General features: G+C 59.9%; 13 protein-coding genes, 1 tRNA gene and 1 riboswitch. Of the genes, 6 read left to right on the forward strand and 8 right to left on the reverse strand.

The features are described 5' to 3' along the window. Positions 1-409 precede the first annotated feature (409 nt). Entirely contained in the window at positions 410-1510 is a 1101-nt protein-coding gene (gene aroC, locus ACP7AP_RS15940; protein WP_426035524.1) for a chorismate synthase, read from the reverse strand. A gap of 377 nt (positions 1511-1887) precedes the next feature. On the opposite strand from aroC, the gene ACP7AP_RS15945 reads away from it, so the two are divergent. The 5 genes from ACP7AP_RS15945 (at position 1888) to ACP7AP_RS15965 (ending at position 6666) form a co-directional block, all read left to right on the forward strand. Continuing rightward, complete coding sequence (locus ACP7AP_RS15945; RefSeq protein ID WP_426035526.1) at positions 1888-2481, forward strand: BglII/BstYI family type II restriction endonuclease; 594 nt, start codon at positions 1888-1890, stop codon at positions 2479-2481. Beyond that, positions 2478-3125, forward strand: coding sequence for an MT-A70 family methyltransferase (locus tag ACP7AP_RS15950; RefSeq protein WP_426035528.1), 648 nt, complete (start codon positions 2478-2480; stop codon positions 3123-3125). Before ACP7AP_RS15945 ends, ACP7AP_RS15950 begins: the two co-directional genes overlap by 4 nt. Positions 3126-3325: 200 nt before the next feature. After that, positions 3326-3448, forward strand: a riboswitch (TPP riboswitch). A gap of 35 nt (positions 3449-3483) precedes the next feature. Beyond that, positions 3484-4467 (forward strand): thiamine ABC transporter substrate binding subunit, encoded by a 984-nt coding sequence (gene thiB / locus ACP7AP_RS15955; protein WP_426035530.1) that lies wholly within the window; start codon positions 3484-3486, stop codon positions 4465-4467. Next, entirely contained in the window at positions 4443-5987 is a 1545-nt protein-coding gene (locus ACP7AP_RS15960) for a thiamine/thiamine pyrophosphate ABC transporter permease ThiP (protein ID WP_426035532.1), read from the forward strand. The genes thiB and ACP7AP_RS15960 overlap by 25 nt, the downstream gene beginning before the upstream one ends. Continuing rightward, on the forward strand, positions 5974-6666 hold the full coding sequence (locus ACP7AP_RS15965; RefSeq protein ID WP_426035534.1) for an ATP-binding cassette domain-containing protein: 693 nt from the start codon (positions 5974-5976) through the stop codon (positions 6664-6666). The genes ACP7AP_RS15960 and ACP7AP_RS15965 overlap by 14 nt, the downstream gene beginning before the upstream one ends. A 354-nt stretch (positions 6667-7020) precedes the next feature. Here ACP7AP_RS15965 and ACP7AP_RS15970 read toward each other — a convergent pair whose 3' ends face one another. The 4 genes from ACP7AP_RS15970 to ACP7AP_RS15985 all read right to left on the reverse strand — a co-directional run bounded on the left by ACP7AP_RS15970 (position 7021) and on the right by ACP7AP_RS15985 (position 10586). Continuing rightward, on the reverse strand, positions 7021-7824 hold the full coding sequence (locus tag ACP7AP_RS15970) for a cytochrome c1 (protein WP_426035536.1): 804 nt from the start codon (positions 7822-7824) through the stop codon (positions 7021-7023). A gap of 19 nt (positions 7825-7843) precedes the next feature. Next, positions 7844-9157 carry a cytochrome b gene (gene petB / locus ACP7AP_RS15975; RefSeq protein ID WP_426035538.1) on the reverse strand — a complete coding sequence of 438 codons (1314 nt, stop codon included), beginning with the start codon at positions 9155-9157 and terminating at the stop codon, positions 7844-7846. An 11-nt stretch (positions 9158-9168) separates the two neighbouring features. Beyond that, positions 9169-9729: a ubiquinol-cytochrome c reductase iron-sulfur subunit gene (petA, locus tag ACP7AP_RS15980; protein WP_426035540.1), complete on the reverse strand. Its 561-nt coding sequence runs from the start codon at positions 9727-9729 to the stop codon at positions 9169-9171. Between the two features lie 248 nt (positions 9730-9977). Next, complete coding sequence (locus ACP7AP_RS15985; protein ID WP_426035542.1) at positions 9978-10586, reverse strand: glutathione S-transferase family protein; 609 nt, start codon at positions 10584-10586, stop codon at positions 9978-9980. A gap of 133 nt (positions 10587-10719) precedes the next feature. Between ACP7AP_RS15985 and ACP7AP_RS15990 the strand changes: the two genes are divergently transcribed. Beyond that, entirely contained in the window at positions 10720-14799 is a 4080-nt protein-coding gene (locus ACP7AP_RS15990; protein ID WP_426035544.1) for a WG repeat-containing protein, read from the forward strand. Positions 14800-14897: 98 nt separating this feature from the next. Here the strand turns inward: ACP7AP_RS15990 and ACP7AP_RS15995 are convergent, their stop codons facing one another. The 3 genes from ACP7AP_RS15995 to ACP7AP_RS16005 all read right to left on the reverse strand — a co-directional run bounded on the left by ACP7AP_RS15995 (position 14898) and on the right by ACP7AP_RS16005 (position 15979). Further along, entirely contained in the window at positions 14898-15515 is a 618-nt protein-coding gene (locus tag ACP7AP_RS15995) for an FMN-binding negative transcriptional regulator (protein WP_426035546.1), read from the reverse strand. Positions 15516-15702: 187 nt separating this feature from the next. Continuing rightward, on the reverse strand, positions 15703-15828 hold the full coding sequence (gene ykgO, locus ACP7AP_RS16000) for a type B 50S ribosomal protein L36 (protein ID WP_054006596.1): 126 nt from the start codon (positions 15826-15828) through the stop codon (positions 15703-15705). Between the two features lie 76 nt (positions 15829-15904). Beyond that, positions 15905-15979, reverse strand: a tRNA-Val gene (locus ACP7AP_RS16005). Positions 15980-16063 lie beyond the last annotated feature (84 nt).

Here is a 16063-nt window from a genome sequence, read left to right on the forward strand (position 1 = left end):
GGCGTTGTAAGAGCGCCAGTTCGTCGTGCGGTAGGTCGGAGGTGCAGGTTTGCTCATACCCTGCGACTAACACCTTGCAGTCACGCAGGGAATCCCTCACGATTTGTGCAACAGAGCCTCTCTGAAGCTCAGAGACTGACCGGCCGGACGTGGGCAACGTCGAAAAAGGACTTAGAGAAGCTGTGTAGAAAAGGAATGCTTGAGTTTTCTGCTGGTGACTATTCACGAGATCCAAAGGCGCATTACCAATTAGCGAAAAAAGACTTATCGTAGGACTTCGCTCCGATTTCGACTATTGTGAAATCCCTATTCTTAGCTTGGGTTAATTGCGCCAAACCTTATCAAATCCTTAACGCCCCACCCCAACCAACTGATATAAAACAACAAAAAAAGGTCCCGAGTTGGGACCCTACCCGATCCGGCCCCGAACCCCGCCAGTCTGGCCCCGGTCCAGCAAGATATGGTCGGCCAGAACGCAGGCCATCATCGCCTCCCCCACCGGAACCGCGCGGATGCCCACGCAAGGGTCGTGCCGCCCCTTGGTGACCAGAGCAATCTCCGCTCCCGTCGCATCAATCGTCGCCCGTGGCGTCAGAATAGACGAGGTCGGCTTCACCGCGAACCGCACCACCACCGGCTGACCCGAGGATATCCCGCCCAATATCCCCCCCGCATGGTTCGACAGAAACTCCGGCCCCGATGCCCCCATCCTTATCTGATCCGCATTCTCAACCCCGGTCAAAGTGGCGGCATCGAACCCGTCCCCGATCTCCACCCCCTTCACCGCATTGATCGACATCATCGCGCTGGCCAGATCAGAGTCCAGCTTGCCATATAACGGCGCCCCCAACCCCGCAGGCACCCCCGACGCCACCACCTCAATCACGGCCCCCACCGAATTGTGGGCCAGCCGCAGCCCGTCCAGATAGTCCGCCCACCCCGCGACAGCCTCTGGATCAGGACAAAAGAACGGGTTGCCCGAGATCACCGAACTATCAAACCGCCCCCGATCAATCCCCATCACTCCCATCCGCACCATATATCCGCTGATGGTCAGCCCCGGCACCAACGACGCCAACACCGCCCGCGCCACCCCGCCCGCAGCCACCCGAGACGCCGTCTCGCGCGCCGAACTTCGACCACCTCCGCGATAGTCCCGCACCCCATATTTCTGATGATAGGTGATATCAGCATGACCGGGGCGGAAGGCTTGGGCGATGTTGCTGTAATCTTTCGAACGCTGATCCGTGTTCTCAATCATCAACTGAATCGGCGTGCCGGTCGTCACGCCCTCAAACACTCCCGACAGAATCCGAACCTCATCCGCCTCTTTGCGCTGGGTGGTGAACTTTGAAGTCCCCGGTTTGCGCTGATCCAGCCAGGGCTGCAAATCCGCCTCGCTCAGTTTAATCCCCGGAGGGCAGCCGTCTACTGTGCAGCCAATCGCAGGCCCGTGGCTTTCGCCCCAAGTGGTGACGCGAAACAGATGACCGAAGGTGTTCAGGCTCATGGGCGGGCTCCTCTTTGCATCTCCAATATGCCAAGCTATGCCTTCGATAAACCCATAAAGCGGTTTGTGGGCTATCTGAAGAGCCGGCCCTTAAGCTGCAAAAAGTCTTCCCAGCGGGGAGTGACTTGTGTTTTGGGGCCAGTTTAGCGGCGATTTCCACAACATATAGCGGTTCACCCGCGCGCGCTGTGTTAGGCTTTGTTAAAACTCCAACGCCCCCTGCCCCGAGCCATCAACCTCTTTCGCGGCTTTCTTGAAGCCATCGTCACGGCGCGCGGGCAGGCGCACGGCGCGGTCGCGCAGGGCGATGGACGGTTTCGCGCTTGCACCGATACGCCCGGCTAGGTAACGTAACAGTCTAGTCCCGGAGCCATAGAATGTTGAAATCGCGTCTCCCGAAGTTCATTCGGGACAGCTATGAATGCTATGAGTGGAAGCATGCGAGCGCGATCCTGTCGCAAGATTTCCCCAATGAGTGGCAAGATATCCTTGACGCACTTTCGACCTTCCGGCTGCGCAAATCCTGGATCAGCAAGGGCGGCGGCAACAAATCCCAGCTGTCGGCGTTCATTGATGGGTTTCTTACCGATAGGGGTTGGGTCGAAAAGCAGTTTCAAACGGCGATTGAGGTCGATGGCGCGCGGTTGGATTCACCGACGCACAAGATTGACTGCTTCAAGAATGGGGTCGCGCTTGAAATCGAATGGAACAACAAAGACCCATTCTTTGATCGGGATCTGAACAATTTTCGACTGCTTTTTGATCTGCGAGCGGTCAGTGTCGGCATCATCGTGACGCGGGCTGACGAGTTGCAGGATATTTTCAACGATCTTGGCCGCGGAAACTCTTACGGAAACTCGACCACACATATGTCAAAGTTGCTGCCTCGGATTGAGGGCGGCGGCGGCGCGGGTTGCCCGCTGTTGGTATTTGGCATCACCAAGGCGCTCTATCTGGAGGACGCGGAATGATCAGTGCTGCTGACGACCTGTTGGGTAAGGCGGGCAACACCAAGTTTCGCACAATTCTGGCCGATCCGCCGTGGCAGTTTCAAAATCGCACCGGCAAGATGGCTCCCGAGCATAAACGGCTTGCGCGCTATCCGACGATGACTCTGCGCGATATTTGTGAACTGCCTGTGCAACAAGTGGCGGCGGATACGGCGCATCTTTACCTGTGGGTGCCGAATGCCTTGCTGCCCGAAGGACTGAAGGTGATGGAAAGCTGGGGGTTCAGTTATAAATCCAACATCATCTGGTATAAAATCCGCAAGGATGGTGGCCCTGATCGGCGCGGGGTTGGGTTTTATTTTCGCAATGTTACCGAAGTGTTGTTGTTTGGTGTGCGCGGCAAAAACGCCCGTACTCTGCAACAGGGGCGCACCCAAGAGAATATACTATCAACCCAAAAGCGGGAACACAGCCGCAAACCTGATGAGCAATATAGCCTGATCGAAGGGTGCAGCAGTGGCCCTCGGCTAGAGATGTTCGCACGCGGGCCGCGCGTTGGATGGACAGTTTGGGGCAATCAAGCAGACGAATATACCCCAACTTGGGATACGTATTCCAATCATTCACAAGCCAACGTCACGCCGCTGGTTGTGGCTGCAAAATAGGTATTTGCAAAGCACCATTGGCTTAGATCGCAAGCCGTCAAGCGTGCCGCGCGACGTAAGGTGCCGCGCTCCACACCTTCGGCAAAGGTTAAGAATTGGTGAATGGGATATGTGTAACCTGTTGAAATCCAATAGTCATACCCGCTGTCCACACGTGGACACATATCCCCCTTGCACGCAGCACCGCATTCCGTATGCTTCGCCTTACCTCGGGGAGCCCCTCGGTCGTTTCTTTGAAACGAGCCGATAGGCTGAGATGCGAAAGCGAACCCGTCGAACCTGAACCGGATCATACCGGCGGAGGGAAGGTGCATGGGTTCTCCATTGCCGACCAATCCGTCGCACCTTGGAGAGACTTATGAACACCAGACTCCTCGCTGCGGGCCTCGCTGTTATCGCCGCGCCCGCGCTGGCTGACACGCCTGTTCTCACCGTGCTGACCTACGACAGCTTCACCTCGGAATGGGGCCCCGGCCCGGCGATTGAGAAGGGGTTTGAGGCGAGTTGCGGCTGCGACGTGAAATTCGTCACCGCAGGCGATGGGGCGGCGTTGTTGGCCCGTGTGAAGTTGGAGGCGGCAGATAGCAAGGCCGATGTTGTGGTGGGCCTCGATACCAATCTTACCGCCGACGCCACCGCAACCGGGCTGTTCGCGCCCGTTGTGGCAACCCCGAACACCCTGCCGGTGCCGTTCACCGATCCGAATTTTATCCCGTTCGACTGGGGCTATTTTGCCTTTGTCTACGACAAAACCAAGGTGGCGAAGGTGCCGACTTCGTTTCAGGAACTGGCGGCGTCTGATCTGAAAGTGGTGATTGAGGACCCGCGGTCTTCGACCCCCGGTCTGGGATTGGTGTTGTGGGTGAAGGCGGCTTACGGCGACAAGGCGCCGCAGATCTGGGCCGATCTGGCGGATAATATCGTGACGGTGACGCCCGGCTGGTCAGAAGCCTACGGGATGTTCACCGAGGGGCAGGCCGATATGGTGCTGTCGTATACCACCTCGCCCGCCTATCACCTGATCGCCGAGAGTGACGATACCAAGGCGGCGGCGGCGTTTACCGAGGGGCATTACATGCAGGTTGAGGTGGCGGGGAAGCTGGCCTCAACGCAACAGCCCGCGCTGGCGGATCAGTTTTTGGCCTACCTGACGGCGGATGCGGCGCAGTCGGTGCTGATCACCACGAACTGGATGTATCCGGCGAAAACTCCGCTGGAAGGTTTGCCGAAGGGGTTTGAGACATTGGTGCAGCCGGTGAAAGCTTTGCTGATGTCGGCAAGTGACGCCGAAGCCGCCCGCGCGCCCGCGATTGCGGAATGGCAAGCCGCGCTGTCGAAATAGGCCCAGCCCTCGGGCTGAGCCTTGCCATCGCCGCGCTGATTTTGGGCAGTGCGGTGATGGTGGCCGCGCGGGCGGATAGTTTTGCTTTGGCCGCGCAGGATTGGCAGGCGTTGCGGTTTACCGTGCTGCAAGCCAGTTTGTCGGCGGCAGTGTCGAGTGTGCTGGCGATCCCTGTGGCGCGGGCTTTGTTCCGCCGTCGGTTTGCGGGGCGCGGCGTGTTGATCCGGCTGCTGGCGGCTCCTTTTGTGCTGCCGGTGGTGGTGGCTGTGATGGGGCTTTTGACGGTGTTTGGGCGGGGCGGGCCTGTGAATGGGGCGCTGGCGTGGCTTGGTTTGCCCGAGGTGTCGATCTTTGGGCTGCATGGCGTGGTGTTGGCGAATGTGTTTTTCAACATGCCGCTGGCGACCCGGATGTTGCTGCATGGCTGGCAGTCGATCCCGTCTGAGCGGTTTCGTCTGGCGCAGTCGCTGGGATTGCCGCCATCTGCACAGTTGCGGCATTTGGAAGCGCCGATGCTGCGGGCACAGCTGCCGGGGACATTCGCGGTAATCCTGCTGATTTGTCTGGCGAGCTTTGCGATTGCCTTGATGCTGGGCGGGGGGCCGAAAGCAAGCACGCTGGAATTGGCGATTTACCAGTCTTTGCGGTTTGAGTTTGATTTGGGGCGGGCGGCTTTGTTGGCGGCAGTGCAGTTTGCGCTGTGTGCGGCGATCACGCTGGCTGCGGCCCGGTTGACCTTGCCGCAGGGATTTGGCGCGGGGCTGGGGCGGCGGATGGAGATTGCGGCGCCGAGCGGATGGCGGCGGGGGGCGGATGGACTGGCGATTGTGGGTGCTGCGCTGTTTTTGTTCGCGCCGTTGCTGGCGGTGGTCATTAAAGGATTACCGGGGATGGCGGCGCTGCCGAATGGGCTTTGGCCTGCGGTTTTGCGCTCGGTTTCGGTGGCGGTCATATCTGCCATTTTGGCGACGGGTGGTGCGCTGATCTTGGCTATGGGGGCGGCGCGCAGCAGAAGCCGCGCCATCGAACTGGCGGCGATGCTGCCGCTTGCAGCGAGTTCGCTGGTGTTGGGGACGGGGCTTTTCCTGATGGTGCGCCCGTTTGTCAGCCCTGAAAGCTTTGCGCTGCCGATCACGGTTTTGGTGAATACTACGCTAACGCTGCCCTATCTGTTCCGCCTGCTTTTGCCCGAGGCGCGGCAGCTTGAGGCGGATTATGGGCGCTTGACTGCCAGCCTTGGTTTGCCGCGCCGGACGGTGTTGCGGTTTATCACTCTGCCGCGATTGGCGCGACCCTTGGGCTATGGCGCAGGACTGGCTGCGGCTTTGTCGATGGGCGATCTGGGGGTGATTGCGCTGTTTGCGGGGGATGGAGGTGCCACTTTGCCGCTGTTCGTGCAGCATTTGATCGGGGCGTATCGGCTGCAGCAGGCGGCTGCGGCCTCGTTGATACTGGTCGCGATCAGCTTTGCCTTGTTCTGGGCCTTTGACCGATTGGGAAGCCATTATGCTGACGCTTGAAGCGCTGGTTTTGCAACAGGACGATTTCTGCCTGACGGCTGATTGGTCGGTGGCAGCGGGCGAGCGGGTGGCGCTGATTGGGCCATCGGGTGCGGGCAAATCAACGCTGCTGATGGCGCTGGCGGGGTTTTTGGCCCCAGCGCAGGGGCGGATTTTGTGGCAGGGCGCTGATTTGGCAGGGGTTTTGCCCGGAGATCGACCGCTTACGATTCTGTTTCAGGATCAGAACCTGTTTCCGCATCTGACGTTGACGCAGAACCTTGGGCTGGGGTTGTCGCCGACCTTGCGGCTGACCCAAGCGCAGGAGGTGCAGATTGAGACTGCGCTGCAGCGTGTTGGCCTTGGCGGTATGGGCGGGCGCAAACCCGGTCAGCTTTCGGGGGGGCAGCAGGGCAGGGCGGCGCTGGCGCGGGCTTTGCTGCGGGCGCGGCCTGTGTTGCTGTTGGACGAGCCATTTGCAGCGCTTGGGCCTGGATTGAAGGCCGAGATGCTGGATTTGCTGGATGAAGTGGCCATGGCCACGGGGGCGGCGGTGCTGATGGTGACGCATGACCCGAGCGATGCCAAGCGCTTTGCCGACAAGGCGGTGCTGGTGGCGGAGGGGGTGGCACAGGCACCGGTTGCTACGGCAGAGTTGTTCGCCAACCCACCGCAGGCGTTGAAAGAATATCTGGGTTAGGTGTTAGAACAGGCAGTTTGACGGAAATCTTTCGCTGTCTGCAAAAGCACAGCGTGCATTATGGGCGCCGAACCGAAAGAAAACGCTCTGGGAGAGCGTTTTTCGGTTTGTTGCGCGTAAGGCGGGACGCCGTTGCGCAAGGGGAGTGCTGCTAAACTAACGCTTTGTAATCGGGTCGCGCCTGACTGGGCTGGCGCATTTCGCGCCTGCCGGGGGCAGTCAGGCGCGGCCCGATTTGTCGGGGGACAAATCGGGCAAGATGAAAAGCGGCGGTTCCGTTAAAACCGATCCCGCTCTGGTCATTAAAAAGCCCCGCACAATGGCGGGGCTTTCTTAGAAGTATTGATCCGAAAATCAATGCGCTTTCTTGCCTTTGATGCCCGACCACAGACGCTTGTTGGTCAGATACAGCAGCGACGACAGCAGGATCAGGAACAGCACCGCCTTAAAACCAGTGTCCTTGCGTGCGTTCAGCTTAGGCTCGGCGGACCACATCAGGAAGGCCGCCACGTCTTCCGCCATGTGCTTTACGTCATTCGGTGCGCCATCGGCGAATTCCACCTGACCATCGGCCAAGGGCGGTGGCATCTTGATCCAACCGGTTGAGAACACGGGGTTCTCATAGAAGGTGGAGCCGGCTTCGTCTTTTTCTTCGCCGGTGTAGCCGTGCAGCAGCGCCACGATATATTCCGGCCCGCCCATGCCTTTGAACAGCTGATTGAAGCCCAAGCCGTAGGGGCCGTGGAAGCCCGCCCGTGCCTTCGCCATTAGCGAAAGATCGGGCGCACCCGCGCCATCATTGGCAGGGAAGAAGTCAACCGGCAGGCCGTCACGATCTTCGCCAGTGTCCTTGTCGGTCACAGTGAAGTTCTTGGCATAGGCGCGCACCTGATCTTCCGGCAGCCGCGGGCCGCCTTCATCCGACAGGGTGCGGATCGGCACCATGTTCAGACCATGGCAGGCCGAGCACACCTCGGTATACACCTGAAGGCCGCGTTGCAGTTGGTGCTCATCATAGCTGCCAAACGGGCCTTCAAAGCTGAACGCCACGTCTTCGACATGGCCGCCTTCTTCAGCAGCCATGGCCGCGCCCGTTATAAGGCCCCCCGTCATCAGACTCAGTGCAGAGACAGCGCTGATTGCGATTTTGCGAAACATCTCAGTCAGTTCCTTTCTCTCACTCAGCCGGTGCGGCGTAGTGCGACTTGAAGTCATCCTCAATCGTCGCCGGTTGCGGCAGTGGTTTTTCAAGCACCCCCAGCAGCGGCATGATGACAAGGAAGTAGGCAAACCAGTAGGCCGAGGCGAGCAATGAGATCCAGGCGTTCAGCTCATTCGGCACCTGGGCACCAACCCAAGTCAGCACCACAAAGTCGATGGCCAGCAGCCAGTACCACGCCTTGAACTTTGGCCGATACTTGCCCGAGCGCACCGAGGAGGTGTCAAGCCACGGCACCATCGCCATCACGGCAATCGCACCGAACATCGCGAGAACACCGAAGAATTTGGCGTCAACGATGCCGAAGGTCACGAAATGCACCAGTTGCACCACCCAGACATCGGCGGTGAAGGCGCGCAGAATGGCGTAGAACGGCAGGAAATACCATTCAGGCACGATATGCGCCGGCGTCGACAGCGGGTTGGCTTGCACGTAGTTTACCGGATCGCCAAGGAAGTTCGGCATGAAGCTGACGACGGCAAAGAAGATCGCCAGAATGATGCAAAGCGCGAACAGGTCTTTGATCACGTAGTACGGCCAGAACGGCACGGTGTCTTTTGCGGCATCCTCTTTCGAGGTGCGACGCACTTCTACGCCCGTCGGGTTGTTGTTGCCGGTGTTGTGGAACGCCCAGATGTGCAGAGCCACAAGCGCCGCAATCACGAAGGGCAGCAGATAGTGCAGGCTGAAGAAGCGGTTCAGCGTGGCATTGTCCACCGCAGGCCCGCCCAACAGCCATTCCTGAATCATCGGGCCAACACCGGGGATCGCGCCGAACAGGCCGGTGATCACCGTGGCACCCCAGAACGACATCTGACCCCATGGCAGCACGTAGCCCATGAAGGCGGTCGCCATCATCGCAAGGTAGATCAACATGCCGATGATCCAGGTGACTTCGCGCGGGGCTTTGTAGCTGCCGTAGTAAAGACTGCGGAAGATGTGCAGATAGACCGCAAAGAAGAACAAGGATGCGCCATTGGCGTGGATATACCGCAGCATGTAGCCGCCGTTTACGTCGCGCATGATATGCTCGACCGAACGGAAGGCGAAATCGACATGTGGCGTGTAATGCATTGCCAGCACGATGCCGGTGATGATTTGCAGGCCCAGACAGAACGTAAGGACGATGCCCCAGATCCACATCCAATTCAGGTTCTTCGGTGTCGGGATCGTCAGCGTATCATATGCGATGCTGACGATCGGCAGACGGCTGTGCAGCCAGGTTTGAAAACCCGGCTTTGGTTCGTAATGGTCGTGCGGAATTCCGGCCATGGTTTTTGTCCTTATCCCAGCTTGATCGTGGTTTCGTTTTCGAATTTCGCAGTCGGCACCGGCAGGTTGCGCGGGGCCGGGCCTTTGCGAATACGACCGGCCATATCATAGTGCGAACCGTGGCAAGGGCAAAACCAGCCACCGAAATCGCCGGCATCGCCCAAGGGCACGCAGCCAAGGTGGGTGCAGACGCCCATCATCACCAACCACTCACCGGCTTCATCCAGCGTGCGATTTTTGTCTTCGGCGGTGGTCGAGGCATCCAGATTGGCGTTCTCGGCATTGGTGTCTGCCAGATCGGTCAGCGGCACGGCACGGCCTTTTTCGATCTCATCCGGGGTGCGGCGGCGGATGAACACCGGCTTGCCGCGCCATTTCACCGTGATCTGGGTGCCGACTTCGACAGCCGTGATATCCACCATGATCGAGGCCAAGGCGCGGGTATCGGCCGAGGGGTTCATCTGGTTGACCAGCGGCCAAACCGCTGCGCCGGTGGCAACAATGCCCGCCCCGGCGGTTGCATAATACAGGAAATCCCTGCGGGTGCCTGCGTGATCGTCTGCGTGGGACACGAGAACTTCTCCCTTCAAAGGTCGCAAGACGTGCGACCGATATATAGCTGCGGCCCCGGTTTCCCAGAGCCTTACAGGCCGGGTTTAGCCACAGAACGCGCGGGCGTCCAGCGGACAAAGGCGCGCAGGGGCGGCGTAAATCAGCTTTTCCTGATCTGCGACCTTGAAGCGACGTAAATCATTCCCATGCGCTGCCTGATTTCGCATCTTGTGCTGTAATTAAAGTGTTTTTGTCAGGTTTTATTGGCTCAGACTTGCACGGGGCGAGTCGCCAACATCGCCGGACGCTTGGCAAATTCTGCTTCCCATGCCGTCAGTTGTGGCCGCCCCTGCCGCCAATTCCGCGCATCGTGCCGGAAGTCGAGGTAGCCCAGCGCGCAAGCCAGACCGATCTGTGGCATCTCTAGCGGCCCGTTCAAAACCTCCGCCCAATCCGCCTCGATCACATCAAGCGCGCGGGCCGCTTTGGCCCATTGCGCCTCAATCCATTCGGGAAATTGCTTGTCAACCGGGCGCAGGCGCACCTCATAGGCCATTGCCAGTGCGGCTTCCAGGATGCCATCCACCGTCGCCTCTCGCACCAAGCACGGCCAGATCGCGGAGCCGGTCGGATACAACGCACCCCCCGCCAGATCATTCAGAAAGCGGCAGATCACCCGGCTGTCATAGATCGCACCGTCATCGGTTTGCAGCGCCGGGATCTTGCCCAACGGGTTCTGATCCACCGGCAAAGACCCCGGAACAAGCGGCGTGCCCGCTACGGTGACGATCTCAACTCGATCTTCCAGAGCAAGTTCCACAATCAATGCCATAACCTTGCGGCCAAAGGGCGTCGCGGGAGAGGTGTAAAGCCGCATGATGTCTCCGTTCAGGATGATTCGCTGATTTGCCGCCAGTTAAGCCGTGCCAGCCCGCGCATGACAACACTTGTCAGTTGCCAACCGCGCCCGGCGTATCGCACCCTGCGCTTACCCCAACCGGAGCTTGCCCGTGCGCGCCTTTATCCTTGCGGCCTTTCTTGCCACCCCCGCCATGGCCGAAGACGCCTTTCAGTTGGTCGTCGAACCCGGTTTTCAGGATGCAGCCGCCGCGCATCAAGGTGTAGTGCCGCTGAAACAGGGCGGTCTGTGGGGGCTGATGGGGCGCGATGGTCAATGGATCGTCACCCCGCAGTATCAAGCTGTCGGCGATCCGGGGATAGGCTGGTTTCCGGTGCAGAAATCCGGCAAATGGGGCACCGTCGATCTGACCGGGGCCGAAATTGCGGGCTTTGACTATGACGCCATCGGCAAGCCCGCCACATACACGCCGTTCAAATATCAGGGCCTGTGGTACGCGCTGGCCCCGAGCGGCGACTTTGAGGCCAATCCGCTGCCGTTTGACACCCTGTTGGCGAATGATGGTGCCTGCATCACTGGAACGCAGAACAACGGTTTCGTCAGCTATTCGGGCGGGCCTGAGCCGTTCATCCAGACCCTGCCCGAGGTGCAAGACGCCCTGCCGCCATCCGAAGGCATGGTCGCGGTGAAACTGCCGGGGGGCTGGGTGCAACTGAACTGCGCCGATGGTTCGATGGTGATCGGCGATGATGCGCCCTTTGTCGCGATGCGCCCGGTCAGCGATGGCTATGCAGCAGTGCAGGGTGATCAAGGCTGGGGCTATGCCATGCCCTACGGCGTCGGCATCGAGTTTGGCGGTGACTATACGGCGGCGGGCGATTTTTCCGAAGGGCTGGCCCCGGTGCAGGTGGCGGGCGGCAAATGGGGCTATATCAACAAGCAAAACCAGATGGTGATCGCCGCCAGTTATGACCGCGCCTATGGCTTTGCCGATGGGCTGGCGGGGGTGCTGATCGGCGACAAGCGCGGCTTTATCACCCCGGATGGCAAGCTGGTGGCCGAACCGCAGTTTGATGATTTCTGGCGGCATGATGGCGGTTTGGTTCCGGTGCAAGTCGGCGATCTGTGGGGGGTGATTGCGCCGGATGCGACCGACCCCGCCACCCGGTTCACCCTGCCCTTGGCCGATCTGACTGCGGCGCAAGCCCAGCATCCGCAGGGGTTTGAGTTGGTGCCGTCAAATCCACATTACTATGTGGCGCAAGATGATGTGTCGCTACATTCGATCAGCTTCGCGCAGGATGGCACGGTGATGCTGACCGTGCTGGCGAACGACATCAACGCTGAACTGGCATTGTGGGATATGCGCAGCCATCGGCTGATCCGTAAGGTGAAGCAGCCCGACCTGACCCAAGCCATGCTGCTGCCGGGGCGCAATCTGATCGTGGCGGGTTACGCCTCGGGTCATATCGCGGTGCTTGATGCACTGACTGGGGCCAAGCTGTTGCGCCTGCATCCGTTCAAAGGCCCGGTGCTGGATATGGTGATCTCGCCCGATGGCAAGCTGCTGGGCATGACCGATGGCACGACGATCCGCATCTGGAACCTTGCCACCGGGCAGGCGATGCCGCCGCTGTTTGAGCCCGCGCAAAAGCTGCGCTTCACCGCGGATTCGACGCAGATCTATGCCGCCAACACGCAGGGCGGTCTGGTGCGGCTGGGGCTAGACGGAGCCATACTGAACCGCGTGCCCGAAGGCCCGCCACTGGAAAACGCGCTGCCGCCGACCTCTGCCATTCCCACGATGGCGCTTGGCCCGGATGGCAGTTTGGTGCTGGCGGGCAGTGTTTTGGTGCAGCAAGCCGATGGCTTTTACAAACCGCAAAACTGGCTGGATGTGATCACCGAAACGGGCAGCCGCCGCATTGATCTGCCTGCAACTGTTTCTCGGGTGATGACGCTGGATATCTCGCCCGATGGCAAAACCCTTGCCTATTCCAGCACGCAAGACGACCCCTATGTTGCCTATCTCGCCAGCCTTAATCTTGCCGATGGCAGCCTGATTGCCGAGGTGACGTTGGATAACTCCACCGATGCGCAAGCCAAGGGGATGCCGCGCGCGATGTCTGCGCTGGACCGCATCGCTTTTGCGCCTGATGGCAGCCTTGTGCTGATAGGGTCCGAAGGCAGCGATATTCTGGCGGTTGATCCGGCCTCGCTGACCAAACAAGCCACCTTCGCCACCCCGCTTGCCAATGCGCAAAACGGCACGGCTTTGCTGGACGGCAACCGATTTTTCACCTCGGATGGCGCAGGCACGGTCTGGGTCTGGGATCTGGCGCAAGGCCGACTTGAGGCGCAAGTGCCGATCACTGGTGCCGGCTTTGGTGTTGAAGAACAGATCGAGCCCGCTGGCGATCGGTTTTACATCTACTCCGGCATGGATGACAGTTCGGCTGCCGCGTTTGATATGAAAACACTGGCGCAACTCCCGCTGAGCCAGGATCAGATCAACGCGGTGCTGGCCGATTTAGATTTTGACCCGTCGCTGCCCTACAGTGATGAGATCAACGCGCAGTTTCGCAATTTGAACCTTGAAGGCCCGCGTGCGGCTTTGCTCGGCGGGCGCGTCGCGGTGGTGCTTGATCCGGTCGGCATTCATCACGCCTATGATCTGAAAACCGGGGCGCTGTTGACTGAGTTTCTGGCCACGCCTGATGGCGAATGGTTGATGCTGACGCCAGAAGGGTTCTTCGCAGCATCCCCCAACGGCGCGCAACTGGTGTCTGTGTCCAACGGCTTGCGGGCGTTTTCGGTCGATCAGGTCTATCAGGCTTTGTACCGCCCCGATCTGGTGGCGGCCAAACTGGCAGGCGATCCCGATGGCCTTGTCGCCAAGGCGGCCGCCGAGTTGGACCTTGCCCGCGTGTTGGGTTCTGGCCCCGCGCCGATCACCCGGTTCAAACTTCCCAGCGCCAAATCCTTGGAACCTGACTATGAGGTCGAGATCGAACTGCAAGACGAAGGCGGCGGCATTGGCCGCATTGAATGGCGACTTAACGGCATGACGGTCGAGGTGCAGCCGACCCGCGCTCCGGTGGCGTTGGATGAAGACCTGCCCACCGCGAAGGCGCGTGTGGCGCTGGACCCCGGTGAGAATATCATCGAGGTGGTGGCTTATAATGCAGCAGGTCTGCTCGCCTCCCCGCCTCGGCAGATGGTGGTGACTTGGGACGGCGTTGCCAGTTCGGAGCCGCCTGCGCTGCACGTTCTGGCGGTGGGGGTGAACGATTACGCCGATGGTCGCTTGCAGTTGAAATATGCCGCCGCCGATGCGCAAGCCTTTGCGGATGCGATGAAAAAATCTGGCGCGGGGTTGTTCAGATCGGTGAATGTGGTGACCTTGCTGGACAAGGAGGTGACAGAGGCCAAGCTGGACGCCGCCTTCACCGAGATCGGCAAACAGGCGAAATCGCAGGATGTTTTCCTGTTTTTCCTTGCCGGTCATGGCAAGACGATTGAGGGCAAATACTACTTCATCCCGCAGGATTTCCGCTTTGAAGGCGATGATCCGATTCGCGCCAATGGGATCAATCAGGATCGCTGGCAGGAATGGGCAGCGCGGGTGAAGGCTAAAAAATCGGTAATGATCTATGACACTTGCGAAAGCGGCAGCCTGACGGGCACGCGATCCGTCGATGCCGCGATGGCGCAGTCGGCGGCGGTAGAGCGGCTGACTAGGGCGATGGGGCGGACGATTCTATCGGCTTCAACCGACGATGCCCCGGCGCTGGAGGGTTACAACGGCCATGGCGTGATGACATGGGCGATGCTGGATGCGATGGGGCAGGCGGATAGCAACGGCAATGCGACGATTGAGGTGACGGAACTCGCGAACTTTCTGGATGTAAAGGTGCCAGAGGTTTCTTTCGCGGCCTTCGGGCTGCGGCAGGTGCCACAGATGTCGATCAAGGGATCGGATTTCGCCTTGGGGTCAAAGGTTTCGGTGCTGGATGCCAGCGCCGAAAGTTTCCCCGCCACGCTGACGCATGTGGTGGCAGGTGGCACGAAGGTGCTGGACGCGCCGGGTGGCACTCAGGTGCAAGTGATCGCTGCGGGAGTGTTTTCGGGCGTTTATAAGATTGAGGAGAAGGATGGCTTCGCGCGGATTGCCAAGGATGGTGCGGCGCTGGGCTGGGTGGCGGTGGGCGCGCTGACGCCTTTACAGTAAACTTTGCCGCCGCGGACTTGATCCGGGGCCTCCTGCATTTTGCGCAGCCGATGAGGCCCCGGATCAAGTCCGGGGCGGCGTGGCGTGGGTGGGTGGTGTCAGCCTAAATCGCGGCGCATCAGGGCTGCGATGGCTTGTGATCCCATATCGGCTTGCTGTTCCAGATGATCAGCAGCGCTGGCCCGCACCTCTCGCGTTTTGTTCTGGTTCAGTTTCCAAGTGCCATCGACCGAGGCAATGTCGAACCGAAACGGCAGGATCATCCGCATCATGCGGGGCATCACGCCTTCCGACATTTTGTCGGATTTCCACGGGGTCTTCGGCAGCAGGCGGTTTTCATGCTCGGCTGACAAAGCGTCAACATGCGGATGCAGCGCAGACTCGGGCAGCGACGACAGCACCCCGCGCAGATGCACCGCGATATAGTTCCACGTCGGCACCTGATCGCCGGCACCATACCAATCGGGCGATATATAGGCGTCGGGGCCAGAGATCGTGATCAGCGCAGGCAGACCCGCCGCGCAGGCGCGTACAATCGGGTTAGAGCGTGCCAGATGCAATTCGGCAAAGCTGGCATCCTCCGAGATCATAAACGGCACATGCGCGGCCAGTGGCCCCTCGGCCCCGTTCACCGACAAGATCCCAAAACCACGCGCGCGGGCGAAGGCGAGATTGTCCTCCATCGGGGTGGAGCGGAAGGCGGGATTGGGGTGCATGGGCGGGCTCCAGACATCGTGATTGAAGCGCGTTTAGGCGGCGGCGCACCAACCGACAACTTAATCTTTCTTATCCGGCATCAAACAGAGGCTAACCATCACCGCACTGCCCCGAATTGAAAAAGCCGCCAGAGATTGCTCTCGGCGGCCTATTCGGTGCTGCTGCGCGCGATCAACCTGCCAAGTATCAACCTTGGCGGGCCTTGTAGCGCTTTTGCGTCTTGTTGATCACATAGACGCGGCCTTTACGGCGTACGACCTGGCAATCGCGATGACGGTTTTTCAGCGAGCGCAGCGAGTTTGCAACTTTCATCGTAGCATCTCCCTTGTTCGCGGCGCGTCTTCGCGCCAGTTGAAAAGCGTAGCCCCCGTTACCGGAAGCGGCGAAATGGTGGGCGGTACAGGGATCGAACCTGTGGCCACTACGATGTCAACGTAGTGCTCTACCGCTGAGCTAACCGCCCACGAACCTGACGTTCCCGCCCAATCTATTCATCCAAGCCCGAAGGCCCAAACAAAAGGACGCGGGCGGAACCGCGTCGGATGGC

Origin of the sequence: Cypionkella sp. TWP1-2-1b2, from assembly GCF_049896245.1 — a bacterium.
Lineage (GTDB): Bacteria > Pseudomonadota > Alphaproteobacteria > Rhodobacterales > Rhodobacteraceae > Cypionkella.

What these genes read in the sequence shown, in the direction of transcription:
- aroC (WP_426035524.1), bottom strand. Translation starts at nt 1,510, where the DNA reads ATGAGCCTGAACACCTTCGGTCATCTGTTTCGCGTCACCACTTGGGGC.
- ACP7AP_RS15945 (WP_426035526.1), top strand. Translation starts at nt 1,888, where the DNA reads ATGTTGAAATCGCGTCTCCCGAAGTTCATTCGGGACAGCTATGAATGC.
- ACP7AP_RS15950 (WP_426035528.1), top strand. Translation starts at nt 2,478, where the DNA reads ATGATCAGTGCTGCTGACGACCTGTTGGGTAAGGCGGGCAACACCAAG.
- thiB (WP_426035530.1), top strand. Translation starts at nt 3,484, where the DNA reads ATGAACACCAGACTCCTCGCTGCGGGCCTCGCTGTTATCGCCGCGCCC.
- ACP7AP_RS15960 (WP_426035532.1), top strand. Translation starts at nt 4,443, where the DNA reads ATGGCAAGCCGCGCTGTCGAAATAGGCCCAGCCCTCGGGCTGAGCCTT.
- ACP7AP_RS15965 (WP_426035534.1), top strand. Translation starts at nt 5,974, where the DNA reads ATGCTGACGCTTGAAGCGCTGGTTTTGCAACAGGACGATTTCTGCCTG.
- ACP7AP_RS15970 (WP_426035536.1), bottom strand. Translation starts at nt 7,824, where the DNA reads ATGTTTCGCAAAATCGCAATCAGCGCTGTCTCTGCACTGAGTCTGATG.
- petB (WP_426035538.1), bottom strand. Translation starts at nt 9,157, where the DNA reads ATGGCCGGAATTCCGCACGACCATTACGAACCAAAGCCGGGTTTTCAA.
- ACP7AP_RS15985 (WP_426035542.1), bottom strand. Translation starts at nt 10,586, where the DNA reads ATGCGGCTTTACACCTCTCCCGCGACGCCCTTTGGCCGCAAGGTTATG.
- ACP7AP_RS15995 (WP_426035546.1), bottom strand. Translation starts at nt 15,515, where the DNA reads ATGCACCCCAATCCCGCCTTCCGCTCCACCCCGATGGAGGACAATCTC.
- ykgO (WP_054006596.1), bottom strand. Translation starts at nt 15,828, where the DNA reads ATGAAAGTTGCAAACTCGCTGCGCTCGCTGAAAAACCGTCATCGCGAT.